Source organism: Brevibacterium spongiae, from assembly GCF_026168515.1.
GTDB classification, from domain to species: Bacteria; Actinomycetota; Actinomycetes; order Actinomycetales; family Brevibacteriaceae; genus Brevibacterium; species Brevibacterium spongiae.
The window spans coordinates 46523-60774 of sequence record NZ_CP093443.1 but is presented as its reverse complement, the minus strand read 5'-3'; the positions used below and the strand labels follow the sequence as shown (position 1 = coordinate 60774).

The following is a 14252-nucleotide window of genomic DNA, read 5'->3' as shown; positions in this document are numbered from 1 at the left end:
TTAGAGGAGGTGCCATGGGGATACTCGATCGCTTCGAGAAGGGGCTGGAAAACGTCGTCAACGGCGCCTTTGCCAAAGCCTTCCGATCACAGGTCGAACCCGTCGAACTCGCCGGTGCCCTGCGCCGTGAGGCCGACAACAAGGCCGCCGTGGTCTCACGCGGTCGCACACTGACGGCCAACCACTACATCATCGAACTCTCACCGACCGACCACGACCGGCTCTCCGGTCTCGAGTCCGAGCTGCGATCCGATCTGCGCCAGATCATCGGCGACCACGCCGTCGAACAGGCCTACAGCTTCGTCGGCCCCGTCTCCGTCGAATTCGCCCTCGCCGACGACCTGGACACGGGCATGTATCGCGTCGTGTCCTCGACTCAGCGTCCCGACGGCTCCCCAGCGGCCCAGCCGGCAAATCGCGGCGGATACGACCCGGTCTCCCGGGCCAACCCGATCGTCGGCGAGTCCCCGAACTCCGGTTCCCGCCCCGTGACTCAGCGCCGCACCCCGGAACCGGCTCGACAGACATCGGCCCCGCGCTCGAATCTCGCCGCCCGGCCCGCGCCGGCGCCAGCTGCCCCGCGCAGCCGCACGATCGAGGCCAGCGTGACCATCGACGGTCGCACCCAGGCGCTGCGCCAAGGCACGAACACCTTCGGCCGCTCCTCGTCGAGCTCGGATTTCGTCATCGACGATCCCGGCGTCTCGCGCCGGCACTTCGAGATCATCGTCGAAGGCGACCATGCCGTGGCCAATGACCTCGGATCGACGAACGGCACCCTTCTGCACGGACGCAAACTGACCTCCGCCAAGCTCTCCGACGGCGATGTCCTCCTCGCCGGAGAGGCCGAAGTCCACTACAGCGAGCGGGACGCCCAGTGAGCGAATTCACCGTCACAGTCTTCCGACTGGCCTTCTTCGTCATCCTCTGGCTCTTCGTCCTCGGAGTCGCCGGTGTCCTGCGCCGGGACATCTTCGGTCCCCGTCGCTCCCGTGCCGGTCGCAAATCTCGCCGAGGCGGCTCCAAGACGAGCCCACCCCCGGCTCGACCGGCTCCCGCACCGAGTCCGGCACCCGCGTCCGCACCGGTCGCACACGCCCATCCGGGCACCATCCGCATCACCGACGGTCCCTTGGCCGGTCAATCGCTCATGCTCTCCGGAGCACCAGTGACCTTCGGCCGGTCCCCGGACAACACCATCGTCATCAATGACGACTTCGCCTCCAGTCACCATGCCCGGATCTCCGCGAAGAACGGCGCCTGGATGCTCGAGGATCTCGGTTCGACGAACGGCACCATCGTCAACGGATCGCGCATGACCGGCCCTGTGCGGCTGGCCATCGGCACCCGGATCACCATCGGACATACGACCCTGGAGACCCAATCGTGACGACCGGCGGTACCATCACTCTCCGTTCGGCAGCCCGGTCTCATACCGGGCTGGTGCGCAAGAACAACCAGGACTCCGGGTACGCCGGTCCGAACTTCCTGCTCATCGCCGACGGTATGGGCGGTCATGCCGGCGGTGACGTCGCCTCGGCGATCACCGTCTCCCGTCTGGCCGAACTCGACGAGGAACCCGGTGGCGAGGATGCCCTCGAACTGCTGCGCACCTCGATCCTCGACGCCAATGATCAGATCTGCCGCGGCGTCGGCGAACAGCCCGAACTCGCCGGCATGGGAACCACCGTCACCGCGGTGCTGCGTGCCCCGGGCAACCGCTTTGCCCTCGCCCATATCGGCGACTCCCGCGGCTATGTGCTGCGCGACGGCAAGCTCCAGCCGATCACCCATGACCACACCTTCGTCCAGATGCTCGTCGACGAAGGCCGGATCACCCCCGAGGAAGCCGAAACCCACCCGCAGCGATCCGTCGTGATGAAGGTCCTCGGCGACGTCGGGGCCTCCCCCGATCTCGATCTGTCGCTGCGCGAGGCCCAGGTCGGCGACCGCTGGATGCTGTGCTCCGACGGGCTGACCGGTTTCGCCGATATCGATGACGTCTCCCGAGTGCTGACCGATGTGGCAGACCCGGACGAGGCCTGCCGCCAGCTCATCGACCTGGCTCTGGCCGGCGGTGGAGCCGACAATGTCACCGTCGTCGTCGGCGACGTCCTCGAAGGCGAAGTCGAGACTCCCGCCGGGGTCTCCGTCGGCTCCGTCCACCTCAACCCCCGCTATGCCGCGATCGGGGCGAACCCGGAGACCGATTCGGAAGCGGACCCCGATGCCCACGCGAACTACGGCGACGGCGACGTTCCCACCGACACCGTGCCGCTCCAGTCCGTCGACAGCGCCGAGGATGACGACGTCGAAGCCCGCGACGGCACCACTCAGCAGCTGCGGACCAAATCCGCCGCAGACGAGGAGGCCGACCTCGACGACGAGGTCGAGAAAAGGTCCTACCTCGGCTGGATCATCACCGCCATCGTGATCATCGCGCTGGCCGTGGGCGGGTTCTTCGCCTATAACTACGTCAGCAACCAGTACTACGTCGCCGCCGAAGACGGCAAGGTCTCGCTCTACCGAGGGCTGGATACGACGCTCGGACCGATCGAGCTCAGCCGCCTCGTCGACACCACGAATATCGAGGTCGGCACCCTCAACAGCTATTCGCAGGACCGCCTGCGCGGTTCGATCCCCGCAGGCTCCCGCGATGAGGCCGACCGCATCATCGACAATCTGCGCAAGGAATCCGACCGTTCGTCCGGTGTGACCGGCAACGTCGAGGACGCCGCGAACCCGACCGATCCGGCGCCTTCGCCCCCGGATTCCAAATCCGCCGACCCCAGTGATGCCATCACCCGGGAGTCGCAGTGACGAACCAGGCTCCCTCGCAGACCGCGCGACCCAGAACCTACCGTCTGGCCGAACTCGGTCTCCTGATCGTGGCCATCGCCATCTCCACCAGCGCCTATGCGCTCGTCGGTCTCGGCGTCGAGGACACGATCCCGGCCAATGTCTACGGCTACGCCGCATGGCTGGCCGCACTGGGCCTCATCCTCCACGTCGTCGTGTGGATCAAAGCCAAGTACGCCGACCCCGTTCTCGTGCCGATCGCGGTGCTGCTCAACGGTCTCGGACTGGCCATGATCTACCGCGTCGACCTTGGACGCGATGAGTACCTCGGCTCGGCGATGACCCAGCTCGTGTGGATGACGCTCGGCATGGGACTGGCGATCGCCGTGATCTTCATCGTCCGCGACCACCGCTGGCTGCGCCGCTACACCTACGTCTCCGGCTTCGCCGCTCTCCTCTTCCTCCTGCTGCCGCTCATCCCGGGCCTCGGCAAGACCATCAACGGCGCCCGCATCTGGATCGGTGTCGGATCGATGTCCTTCCAGCCCGGTGAGATCGCGAAGATCCTGCTCGCAGTCTTCTTCGCCGGATATCTCGTCACCTACAAGGACCAGCTGGTCGCCGCCGGTCCGAAGATCCTCGGCATCCGCTTCCCCCGCCTGCGTGACTTCGGTCCCATCGTCATCGCCTGGGTCGCCAGCGTCGGCATCCTCGTCTTCGAACGCGACCTCGGCACCTCGCTGCTCTTCTTCGGCCTGTTCGTCGCGATGCTCTACGTCGCCACCTCGAAGGTCTCCTGGATCATCCTCGGCCTCGGCTTCTTCTCCGCCGGCGCCGTCGCAGCGACCTTCCTCTTCTCCCACGTCGGACAGCGTGTGTCCGGTTGGCTCAATGCGCTCAGCCCCGAGGAGTACAACAAGACCCCCGGCGGTTCGTACCAACTCGTGCAGGGCCTGTTCGGCATGTCCAACGGCGGCCTCATCGGCACCGGCTTCGGCGAGGGGCGACCGAACATGGTCCCCTACGCCGAGTCCGACTTCATCTACGCGAGCTTCGGCGAGGAGATCGGCATGGCCGGCCTCTTCGTCATCCTGCTGTGCTACCTCTTCATCTTCCAACGCGGCATCCGCACTGCCCAGCAGCTGCGCGACGGCTTCGGAACCCTGCTGGCCACCGGCCTGTCCTTCACGATCGCGCTGCAGGTCTTCGTCGTCGTCGGCGGCGTCACCCGCCTCATCCCGCTGACGGGTCTGACCACGCCGTTCCTCGCCCAGGGCGGATCCTCGCTCATCGCGAACTGGATGATCATCGCCCTGCTGCTGCGGATCTCGGACAACGCCCGACGTCCCGTCGAGGAGTTCCACACCGGCGTCCTCACCATCACCGAGGACCCCCTGCCCGAGAAGAAGCCCGCGACCGCCGCAGTCGGATCGGCAGCCTCGGCGAACTCAGCGAATCCGACGGAATCGGATGACAGCGCACCCGCGAGACGCAGCACCGCCTCGGCGCGGGAGGTCGACGAAGACGCACCCACGACGAACCTCAGCCGCGCCGACAGCGAAGCGCCGACGACCAACCTCGCCCCCGCGGACGACCACGACCCGAACCGCAACGACCCGCACAACACCGGAGGTGAACGATGAAGAAGTCATTGACGCATATCGCCGTCGTCGGATTCGTCATGTTCGCGCTCCTGTTCGGATCGACGAGCTGGGTGCAGTTCGTGACCGCGGATTCGCTGAACAACAACCAGCTCAACAACCGGCGGATCCTCGACCAGCTCGCCCGCGATCGCGGACCGATCCTCGTCGACGGCACCCCGATCGCCTATTCGGAACCTGTCGACGACAAGTACAAGTACCAGCGCAAATACGGTTCGGACAACCTCGATCCGCGTGCCTACGCCTCGCTGACCGGGTTCTACTCGGTCGTCTCCGGCGCCTCGGGGATGGAACGCGCAGTCGGCGACTACCTCTCCGGCGACTCCGATGCCCTGTTCTACGACAAGGTCGGGTCCTTCTTCACCGGCGAGCAGCCCCGCGGCGCCGCCGTGGAGCTGACGATCGATCCGAAGGTGCAGCAGGCGGCCTGGGAGGGTCTGGGCAACCAGAACGGTGCGGCCGTGGCGATCAACCCGAAGACCGGGAAGATCCTCGCCATGGCCTCGACCCCCGGCTGGGATCCCAACGCCCTGGCCAGCCACGACTCCACCGAGGCCAGTGAGGCCTTCAAGAACCTCGAATCCGCCGAGGGCAAGCCCGCCTACAACCGGGCCATCGGCGGCAACCTCTACCCGCCCGGCTCGACGTTCAAGGTCCTCGTGGCCGCGGCCGCCCTGGAATCCGGTGACTACGAGCCCGATTCGCAGCTCAACGGCCCCGCGAAGCTCGATCTGCCGCAGACCACGGCGACGATCGGCAACTCCCACCCGGGCGCCTGCCGCAACGGAGGAAAGCCGACCCTGGCTGATTCACTCGCCGAATCCTGCAACACCTCGTTCGCCTCCCTGGGCATGGATCTCGGTGAGGATGCGATCGCGAAGCAGGCGGAGAAGTTCGGTTTCGGCGAGGACCTCGAGATCCCGCTCAATGTCACCCCGTCGACGTTCCCCTCCGACCTCAACCCGCCGCAGCTCGCGCAGTCCTCGCTCGGTCAGTACGAGGTCCGTTCGACCCCGCTGCAGATGGCGATGATGACCGCAGGCATCGCGAACGGCGGAAAGATGATGAAGCCTCAGCTCGTCGACCGGGTGCTCAACGCGAACACCCTCGAACCGATCTCCGAGACCCGGCCGAAGGAGCTCTCCCGCCCCGTCTCCGGCGATACGGCCGACAAGCTCACCGAGATGATGACCGGAGTCGTCGAGAACGGAACCGCCTCGGTGGCGAAGATGGGCGATACGAAGGTCGCTGCGAAGACCGGCACCGCTCAGCACGCCACGGGTGCGGCACCTCACGCCTGGTTCATCTCCTTCGCCCCCGCCGATGACCCTGAGGTCGCGGTCGCAGTGGTCGTCGAGAACGGTGGAAACGCGGGCAATGAAGCTTATGGTGCGACGGTCGCAGGACCGATCGCGAAGAATATGATGGAAGCGGTGGTCGAGAAATGAGACCCGTCGAAGGCACCCTGTTGGGCAACCGATACAAACTCACCTCCCGCATCGCCGTCGGCGGCATGGGCGAGGTCTGGAAGGGTGTGGACTCCGTGCTCGGCCGTGAGGTCGCGGCGAAGATCCTCAAGGACGAATACCTCTCCGAATCCAGCTTCCTCGCCCGCTTCCGCGCCGAGGCGCAGAACATGGGCCGTGTCTCCGATCCCGGCATCGCCGGCGTCTACGACTACGGTGATGAGGACGGTTCGCCCTACCTCGTCATGGAGTACGTGCCGGGTGAGGCGCTCTCCGCGATCATCGAACGCAGCGCACCCCTGTCCGAGACCGACACCCTGAGCATCGTCACTCAGGCTGCTCAGGCTCTCGGTGCCGCACACAAGGTCGGGGTCATCCACCGCGACATCAAACCCGGCAACATCCTCATGACCCCGGATTTCCGGGTCAAGATCACAGACTTCGGCATCGCTCGAGTCACGGACCAGGCGCCGCTGACAAAGACCGGCCAGGTGATGGGCACCGCGCAGTACCTGGCCCCCGAACAGGCCACCGGCAAGGGCTCTGGTCCCGGATCCGACCTCTATGCGCTCGGCATCATCGCCTACGAAGCGCTGGCCGGGCAGCGCCCCTTCACCGGCGATTCGCAGGTCGCGATCGCCATCGCCCAGGTCAACCAGCAGCATCCGCCGCTGCCGGACACGGTGTCCGAACCGCTGCGGCGCTTCATCGACTGTCTGCTGGAGAAGAAGCCGGATCGTCGCCCGTCCGATGCCTTCAAGGTCGCGAAGGCCGCCGAGGCGCTCTCGGCCGGGGACATCGCCGGAGCCGAAGAGCTCGTGCCGCAGATGCGCCACGGAGCCGCCGCCTCCGAGGCGCTCACACAGGTATTCAACAACCCCGAGCCCGTGCCCACGACGAAGGCCATCCCGGTCACCGCCTCCCAGGACGCCACACAGGTCTACCCGAACAACCAGGCTGCGGGTTTCGCCGCCGGTGCCGGTGCCGCAGGCGCGGCAGGAGCTGCCGGTGCCGGGGAACTGGATCCGAACGATCCGCAGAAGAAGGACCTCGAGAAGGACAAGCAGTCGAACAAGGGCCGCGTCCTCATCTGGATCCTCGCGATCCTCGCACTGATCGCGGTCGGGTCCCTGCTGTGGTTCTTCCTCGGCGGAGGCAATGCCGAACCCGAACCGGAACCGTCTACGTCGGCACCGACCTCGGAGGCTGCGAAGACCATCGAGATCGACAAGAACGACTACATCGGACTGTCGGAATCCTCGGCGACGCAGAACCTCGAGAAGAAGGGCCTGGAGGTCGACACCACCGAGATCAACTCGGACCGTGCCGCCGGCACCGTCGCCGATGTCGGCGAGGGCGACAACGGGTACACCTTCGAAGAGGGCGACACCGTCACGCTCTACGTCTCCGCCGGTCCTGCCGAAGAGCCGGAAGAGCCGGAAGAGCCGGCGTCGGACTCCGGAACCGATCCGGGACTGGGCAATGACTCCGAATCGAGTTCGGACTCCGGTTCCTCCTCGGATTCGCAGGACCAGGGCTCGGATTCGGGATCTGATTCCGAGAACAGCGATACCGGTTCGAACTCCTCGAGCTCCTCGGAGTCATCGAGCTCGTCGGATTCGTCGAGCTCCACTGACTCCGAGTCCGGCTCGGACTCCTCGAGCTCGAACGATGGTTCCGGTTCGGATTCGTCGAACTCCGGTGATTCGGCCGACTCTTCGGGAGGGTCGAACCCGAACAGCGGCAACAACGGCTCCGGCAACAACTCGAATTCCTCGAGCAATGGCGGTGAAAGCGGAAACCCGAACGGGAACAACGGCAATGGCTAGACATTGAACGACACTGAGCAGCGATCACGAGAAGCGAAGAGTTTGCAATACTGAGACTCAACCCGGAACGAGTCAGAATGAACGCACCGACCGGGTGAGACAAGCGGAGGACATACATGACTGAACCCAAGGTGCTGTCGGGGCGGTACGAAGTTCGTGCGCTCCTCGGCCGTGGGGGCATGGCAGAAGTGCACGAAGGCGTCGACAACCGGCTCGGACGCCGCGTCGCCATCAAACTTCTGCGGTCCGATCTCGCCCGCGATCCTTCGTTCCACACCCGACTCAAGCGGGAAGCTCAGTCCGCGGCCGGCCTCAATCATCCCGGCATCGTCTCCGTCTACGATTCGGGTGAAGAGGAATTCGCCGAGTCCGGCGGCTCGTCCGTGTCCGTGCCGTTCATCGTCATGGAATACGTCGAGGGCCAGACCCTGCGCGAGGTGCTCAACGAACACGGCACGCTCACCGTCGACGAGGCCCTCAATGTCATCGCCGGTGTCCTCGCCCCGCTCGAGTACTCTCACCGCAACGGCATCGTCCACCGCGATATCAAACCGGCGAACGTTATGCTCACCCCCGAAGGTGACATCAAAGTCATGGACTTCGGGATCGCCCGGGCGCTCAAGGACAATTCGGGCCTGACGCAGACCCAGTCGGTGGTCGGCACCGCCCAGTACCTCTCTCCCGAGCAGGCTCGCGGCGAGGTCGTCGACGCCCGTTCGGACCTGTATTCGACCGCCTGCCTGCTCTATGAGCTGCTGGCAGGACGACCCCCGTTCGTCGGGGATTCGCAGCTGGCCGTGGCCTACCAGCATGTCGGGGAGACCCCGCAGCCGCCGAGCTTCTACAACCAGTCCATCCCACCTGCCGTCGACCGGCTCCTCCTCCACGCCCTGCTCAAGGACCGCGACGCCCGCTACCAGGACGCCTACACCTTCCGCGAGGATGTGCTCGCCGCCCGCGACGGCCGGCCGATGAGCTTCGAGGACGACGTGGACGCCACTCAGGCGTACCCGATGATGGCCCCGCCGATGACCGGAGCGATGGCGCACGCCAACGAGGCGGAGCCGACACCTGAGACCGGACCCGTGTCCGCGATCATGACCAACCAGGAGGAGCGGCCGCCGCAGAAGCGCTCCCGCGCCTGGATCTGGATCGGCAGCATCTTCGTCCTCCTCGCCCTGGCCGCCGTGGCCCTGTGGGTGTACGAGATCAACAAGCCCGAACCGATCGTCAGGGTCGAAGTCACCGACGTGGCGAACATGAACGCCGATGAGGCCGAGTCCGCGCTCATCAAACAGGGCCTGAGAGTCGACCGCGATGAGAAGTACAGTGCGGAGGTCGATGAGGGCAAGGCGATCGAGACCGACCCGCCGGGCGGTCAGAGCGTGGAGAAGGACAGCGTGGTCAAGCTGGTCATCTCCTCGGGCCCCGAATCCGCGAAGGTCCCCGATGTCGCCGGCAAGACCGAGGAAGAGGCGCGGAAGATCATCAACGACGCAGGCCTCCAGGCCGGCACCCACATCTCACAGAACTCTCCGGATGTGGAGAAGGGCGTGGTCATCGAGACCAAGCCCGGTGACGGTCAGGAAGTCGATGTCGACTCGAATGTCGACCTCGTCGTGTCCTCGGGCATGGTCGAAGTTCCCGATGTCGCGGGCAAGACCGCGGAGGAAGCCTGCAAGATCCTCGAGGGCGATGACTACCAGCTCGGCTGCAAGACCGAAGAGGTCGAGACCGCTGACGAGGAGGAGAAGAAGGTCTTCGAACAGTCCGCCACTGCGGGAAGCGAGATCAAGCAGGGCAGTGAGATCACAGTGAAGGTGGCCAAGAAGCCGCCGGAGCCCTCACCGACGATTCCCTCGGTCCCCGGCGGCATCCCGACCGCGCCTTCGCCCACCGATGACGCAGACAGCGACGGCGGCGGCGATGGCGATGGCGACGAGAAGGACGAGGATTCGATGGGCGGCAGCCTCTTCGACAACTGGACCGACGGCTGGTCCGACGCCTCCGGACGGTAGGACCCCCGGCGCCCGACCAGGGCAACCCTGATCCTCAGTCCGGTGCCGTTGCTCGGTCCGGTTCCGGCTCTCGGGGCTGCGCCCCCGCTCTGATCCTCGAACCCGTGCCGGTTCTCATTCCAGCGTGATGAACAGGTCCGTTCGCATGTCTGCCGGGTCCGCCTCGGGGCTGGGCTCGGTGACATAGAGCTCGATGAAAGGCAGTCCTGGATGGTGCCCGGCCGCCACCGCATCTTTGAGCAGCTGGGCCCAGGTCTCCCCGAGTCCGTCATACCCGCCGAGGTGGCTGCTCACTGCCATCGAACCCGCCGGAAGCTCGGAGGGGATGACGATATGCCCTCCGGAGATCGGCTGCGCGTTCGTCAGGCCCGCAGAGATGGGGATGCCCACCTGCAGGTCCACTGTCTCGCTCGGCTGCCTAGTGTAGAGAGCGAAGGCCGGCCCCGCGGGTTCGACGCCCGCCTCGGATAGGACGGGGAAGAGCCCTGAGAAGGTGGCGTCGAAGAGCGCCGGAAGCTCGGCCATGGGCACGTCTCGGGCCTCGACGACGGCAGCCGGGGTTCCCGGCACTTCGACGACGGTGAGTTCGGTGTACGGCTCTTCGCGCAGATAGCTGGGTTCTGACATCGTGGTGACCTCCTGTGCACACAATGATCGTTGTGCACATGATCCTAACGATCGGCCGCCTCGGCGAGAACCCCGATGACGGAGGTCGGCGGGAATTCTCAGGCGATCGCCGACGCCAGCGGGGACATTCCCGCCGCCGCTTGGGCTGCTCCTTCGAGTCCGCACACCTCGAGCCAGTTGCCGAGCATGAGGTAGCCGTGTTCGGTGAGCACCGACTCCGGGTGGAACTGGACGCCGAACAGCGGCCTCTCCCGGTGTTCGATGGCCATGACGATGCCGTCCTCTGTGCGGGCGGTGACGGTGAACTTCTCGAGGTCGAGGGTCTCGTCGACGATCGCCAGCGAATGGTATCGGGTCACGGTCAGCGGGCTCGGGCAGCCGAAGAAGATGCCCTCCTCGTCATGGGTGATCACCGAGGTCTTGCCGTGCATGAGCACAGGCGAATGGGACACCTGCGCACCGAAGACCTCACCGAGGGCCTGATGACCCAGGCAGACGCCGAAGACCGGCATGTCAGCGGTTTCGGCCCAGGCCAGCAGCGGCGGGCACACTCCGGACTCGGCGGGCACTCCGGGTCCGGGCGACAGGAGCACACCGTCATAGGCGCTCACGGTCCGGGCGACCGCCTCGGCGGGGATGTCGTCATTGCGGACGACGTCGACGTCTGCGCCGAGCTCACGCAGGTAGGACACGAGCGTGTAGACGAAGCTGTCGTAGTTGTCGATGACGAGGATTCTGGTCATTGCACTCCGTTGCGTCATTGTCCGCCGTCGGTGACGGTGGCGTTGTTGAAGGGCATATACGGGGCGATGACGGGGAAGACGTACTGCATGAGCAGCAGCACCACCGCCGCGATGAGGATGAGCGCGAAGATGAGTTTGACGAACCAGTTCCCGGGGAGCAGTCGCCAGATGAATGCGTACATGTCAGGCACCACCGTTCTTGCTGACCTTGTCGTAGGCCTTCGATTCCTTGATGTTGTCGGGCGCGCCGTCGCTCGCAGGCGTCCAGTCGGTGAGTTCGGCGTAGGCGACGTAGCGTTCCCGGGCGGAGAACATCGGATTGCAGGCCGTCATCGTCAGGATCCGGTCCTTGCCCTTGTAGTCCGGTTCGTTCGGCACCGGGGCGAGGACCTCGACGGCGTCGGGGAGGATGATGTCGAAGTTGCGGAAGGTGTAGGTGTAGAAGCCGTCCTTCGTCTGGACGATGATCTCATCGCCGGGCCGCAGCTGTGCGATCTGGTTGAGTGGTTTGCCGTAGGTCACGCGGTGGCCGGCGATGGAGAAGTTGCCGACTTCGCCGGGCATCGCCGAGTTCGGGTACCGGCCGACGCCCATCCGGTTGAGCACGGGTTCGAGATCGACGCCCTCGGCGACGGTGCGATAGTAGTCGTCGCCGAAGCGCGGGATGTAGAAGATGCCGAAGGCCTCGTTCTTGCCGACCGGGTCTGCGACGACGGGTTCGTCCGGGTCATCGGGCAGTTCGTTCGGGTCCTGGTTCGCCCAGTCCTGTGTGAGTTCGTCGGCGAGGACTTCATTGTCGCGGTTGGCCTGGATGTCCGTCCACCACAGCTGCCAGACGACGAACAGGATGAGGACGAGGCCCGCGGTGATGCAGAGTTCGCCGAAGGTGCGTATGGTGCCGCGGACCGGACCGAGGGGTTCGCGCTCCACGGGCTTGCGCTTGCGCGACGTCGCCGCCTGTTCCCGCCTGGACCGGGGCGGTTCCTGGGGCGGGGGCGGCTGTTGGGACTGTTGGGACGTGTGCTGAGCCGGTGGCTGCGGATTCTGGGGTGGGTCCTGGGGGGAGTTCTGTGGTGGCTGCTGTGGTGAGTCGTAGAACGCCGGTGGGGCATCGGAGTACACGGCGGTCGGCTGTCCCTGGGCTGCGGCGGCTTCGGCCTCACGGCGACGCAGCTCCCGGCGACTGGGCAGCGGCTGCTCACCTGCGCCCCCGTTGCCCCCGTTGACATGGGGTTGTGCTGCCGAGGGTTGGCTCTGCGCGGCACGGATAGTGGGTCGCGAGGGCGGGTTCGCGCCCGGCTCGTTACCCGAGGAGGAACTATTCACCACTTCTGCTCCGTGACTGTCACTGCATTGTCAGGGCTCGTCCGGCAGTCAAGCGAGGACACCCCTATGCACTTTATCCTATGGGAATCACCGTACGGAGCGCGTTCGGGACGCTTTCAGGGTAGTCGGAGTTTTTCGCTGTGACCCCCGTCGCGAGTAGACTGGTCACCGATTGTCCCCAACCATTCATCCGGCGGCCCTGCAGCGGTCGACCGTCAAAGGAGTACTCGTGGCCAAGTCCAAAGGACGGACCCAGCGCACTTCTCGCACATCGTCGGCGGCCAAGGCTCAGCAGGCCGAGACCCCGGACGAAGTCGAGGCAGTCGAGACCGAGTCGGTCGACACCGATGTGACTGAGGCAGAGGGCACCGACGACACGGTGATCGAGACCGCGTCCGACGAGGCCGCGTCCGACGCGGATGACTCCGACGAAGCCGTATCCGACCAGGCTGCGGGCACGAAGACGGACAAGGCAAGCAAGGCCGGCAAGGCCGCCGAGAGCACGACCGCGGACGGCAAGGCCAAGGCTGACAAGGCCGCCGACAGCAAGGACACGAAGGACGAGAAGTCCTCGGAGAAGAAGTCGGCTGAGAAGAAGTCTTCGGCGAAGGGCGCGACCACCAAGCGCACCTCTCGTTCGGGCAATCCGGCCAAGCGTTCGCAGGGTCGCAAGAAGGCCAGCTACACCTCGACGAGCGGTCAGCAGACGATCAAACCGAACCCGAGCTGGTTCCTCCCTGTGCTCCTCGGCCTGCTGATCGTCGGACTCATCTGGCTCGTCACCTTCTACATCACCCAGGGCGCCTTCCCCGTCGAAGCCTGGGGCAACTGGAACATCCTCATCGGCTTCGCCTTCTTCGTGGCAGGGCTGATCATGTCCACGCGCTGGCGCTAGCCGACACCCGGCCGCAGTCACACTGATTGTCCGGTCGATCCGCGTCGATTCTGAGCCTTGGGTTCAAGGAGTCGTCGCAACACCTCCAGTGAGGAGGATGTTGCCATGGCCCGTCCCGGACCCCGTTCCCTGCCCAGAACAGTCGAGGCCCAATTCTGGGACCTGATCAGGACAGGATTGACCGTCGAAGAGGCCGCCGAGGTATTGGGCGTGTCGGTATCGATCCTTCGGCGGTGGTTTCGCCATCGTGGAGGTGTGAAACCACCAATCGGTTATGGTCACCCAACCCGGTTCCTGACCATCGATGACCGTGAAGACATCGCGGTTTATCGGGGTCAGGGGCTGGGCGTCAGAGCAATCGCTGAGCGTTTGAATCGAAGCCCGTCAACGATCAGTCGCGAACTGCGCCGCGCCGCACGCGCCCCGGAACACGTCAGACCCTCCCGACCGGCCTATCGGCCCAGGATCGCCCAGGAAGACGCTGATGCGAAACGCCATCGGCACCGGGACCGGAAGCTGACTACCAATCTTGCCCTGCGCCGTGAGGTGCAGGCACGATTGGCACTGAACCACAGTCCCGAGCAGATCGCGTCACGACTGCGCGTGGACTACCCCGATGATCCGGAGATGTGGGTGTCGCACGAAACGATCTACCAGTCCCTGTACGTCCAAGGCCGAGGCGGACTCAAGCGCGAACTGGTCAAGCATCTGCGTACGGGCCGCAGCCTGCGTAAACCGCGCAGAACCAGTCAGGAGCGGCGGGGACGGATCCCGAACATGGTCAACATCGCCGACCGGCCCAAGGCGGTCGAGGACCGGGCCGTGCCGGGCGACTGGGAAGGCGACCTTATCCTGGTGAGTGTGTCAACCCCATTTGGCCCCACTGTG

General features: G+C 65.5%; 12 protein-coding genes and 1 pseudogene. 9 read left to right on the top strand and 4 right to left on the bottom strand.

Annotation, left to right across the window (positions count from 1 at the left end):
- The first annotated feature begins 14 nt into the window (after nt 1-14).
- From L1F31_RS00280 to pknB, 7 genes are all read left to right on the top strand, one after another.
- A complete protein-coding gene (locus L1F31_RS00280; RefSeq protein ID WP_265418745.1) occupies nt 15-881 on the top strand; it encodes a DUF3662 and FHA domain-containing protein in 867 nt (288 codons plus the stop codon).
- The gene (locus tag L1F31_RS00275) at nt 878-1390 is read left to right on the top strand and encodes an FHA domain-containing protein FhaB/FipA (protein ID WP_265418744.1); all 513 of its coding nucleotides are present in this window, start codon (nt 878-880) and stop codon (nt 1388-1390) included. Before L1F31_RS00280 ends, L1F31_RS00275 begins: the two co-directional genes overlap by 4 nt.
- A 53-nt stretch (nt 1391-1443) precedes the next feature.
- Nucleotides 1444-2820 carry a PP2C family protein-serine/threonine phosphatase gene (locus tag L1F31_RS00270; RefSeq protein ID WP_265418743.1) on the top strand — a complete coding sequence of 459 codons (1377 nt, stop codon included), beginning with the start codon at nt 1444-1446 and terminating at the stop codon, nt 2818-2820.
- Nucleotides 2817-4442, top strand: a complete 1626-nt coding sequence (locus L1F31_RS00265) for an FtsW/RodA/SpoVE family cell cycle protein (RefSeq protein ID WP_265418742.1) — start codon at nt 2817-2819, stop codon at nt 4440-4442. Before L1F31_RS00270 ends, L1F31_RS00265 begins: the two co-directional genes overlap by 4 nt.
- Nucleotides 4439-5908, top strand: coding sequence for a peptidoglycan D,D-transpeptidase FtsI family protein (locus tag L1F31_RS00260; protein WP_265418741.1), 1470 nt, complete (start codon nt 4439-4441; stop codon nt 5906-5908). Before L1F31_RS00265 ends, L1F31_RS00260 begins: the two co-directional genes overlap by 4 nt.
- Complete coding sequence (locus L1F31_RS00255) at nt 5905-7755, top strand: protein kinase domain-containing protein (protein WP_265418740.1); 1851 nt, start codon at nt 5905-5907, stop codon at nt 7753-7755. The genes L1F31_RS00260 and L1F31_RS00255 overlap by 4 nt, the downstream gene beginning before the upstream one ends.
- Nucleotides 7756-7871: 116 nt before the next feature.
- On the top strand, nt 7872-9773 hold the full coding sequence (gene pknB / locus L1F31_RS00250) for a Stk1 family PASTA domain-containing Ser/Thr kinase (protein WP_265418739.1): 1902 nt from the start codon (nt 7872-7874) through the stop codon (nt 9771-9773).
- 114 nt (nt 9774-9887) lie between these two features.
- Here pknB and L1F31_RS00245 read toward each other — a convergent pair whose 3' ends face one another.
- The 4 genes from L1F31_RS00245 to L1F31_RS00230 all read right to left on the bottom strand — a co-directional run bounded on the left by L1F31_RS00245 (nt 9888) and on the right by L1F31_RS00230 (nt 12472).
- The gene (locus L1F31_RS00245) at nt 9888-10400 is read right to left on the bottom strand and encodes a GyrI-like domain-containing protein (protein ID WP_265418738.1); all 513 of its coding nucleotides are present in this window, start codon (nt 10398-10400) and stop codon (nt 9888-9890) included.
- 98 nt (nt 10401-10498) lie between these two features.
- Nucleotides 10499-11143: an anthranilate synthase component II gene (locus L1F31_RS00240; protein ID WP_265418737.1), complete on the bottom strand. Its 645-nt coding sequence runs from the start codon at nt 11141-11143 to the stop codon at nt 10499-10501.
- Nucleotides 11144-11157: 14 nt separating this feature from the next.
- Complete coding sequence (locus L1F31_RS00235) at nt 11158-11325, bottom strand: hypothetical protein (RefSeq protein ID WP_166968632.1); 168 nt, start codon at nt 11323-11325, stop codon at nt 11158-11160.
- 1 nt (nt 11326) lies between these two features.
- A complete protein-coding gene (locus tag L1F31_RS00230) occupies nt 11327-12472 on the bottom strand; it encodes a class E sortase (protein ID WP_265418736.1) in 1146 nt (381 codons plus the stop codon).
- 226 nt (nt 12473-12698) lie between these two features.
- Between L1F31_RS00230 and L1F31_RS00225 the strand changes: the two genes are divergently transcribed.
- Both L1F31_RS00225 and L1F31_RS00220 read left to right on the top strand, forming a co-directional pair.
- The gene (locus tag L1F31_RS00225; RefSeq protein WP_265418735.1) at nt 12699-13364 is read left to right on the top strand and encodes a cell division protein CrgA; all 666 of its coding nucleotides are present in this window, start codon (nt 12699-12701) and stop codon (nt 13362-13364) included.
- 105 nt (nt 13365-13469) lie between these two features.
- Nucleotides 13470-14234 (top strand): annotated as a pseudogene (locus tag L1F31_RS00220) (IS30 family transposase); the annotation flags it as partial.
- Nucleotides 14235-14252: the final 18 nt, after the last annotated feature.

Bases quoted from the DNA above. Each gene is read 5' to 3' on its own strand.
- L1F31_RS00280 (WP_265418745.1), top strand. From the start codon at position 15: ATGGGGATACTCGATCGCTTCGAGAAGGGGCTGGAAAACGTCGTCAAC.
- L1F31_RS00260 (WP_265418741.1), top strand. From the start codon at position 4,439: ATGAAGAAGTCATTGACGCATATCGCCGTCGTCGGATTCGTCATGTTC.
- L1F31_RS00255 (WP_265418740.1), top strand. From the start codon at position 5,905: ATGAGACCCGTCGAAGGCACCCTGTTGGGCAACCGATACAAACTCACC.
- pknB (WP_265418739.1), top strand. From the start codon at position 7,872: ATGACTGAACCCAAGGTGCTGTCGGGGCGGTACGAAGTTCGTGCGCTC.
- L1F31_RS00245 (WP_265418738.1), bottom strand. From the start codon at position 10,400: ATGTCAGAACCCAGCTATCTGCGCGAAGAGCCGTACACCGAACTCACC.
- L1F31_RS00240 (WP_265418737.1), bottom strand. From the start codon at position 11,143: ATGACCAGAATCCTCGTCATCGACAACTACGACAGCTTCGTCTACACG.
- L1F31_RS00235 (WP_166968632.1), bottom strand. From the start codon at position 11,325: ATGTACGCATTCATCTGGCGACTGCTCCCCGGGAACTGGTTCGTCAAA.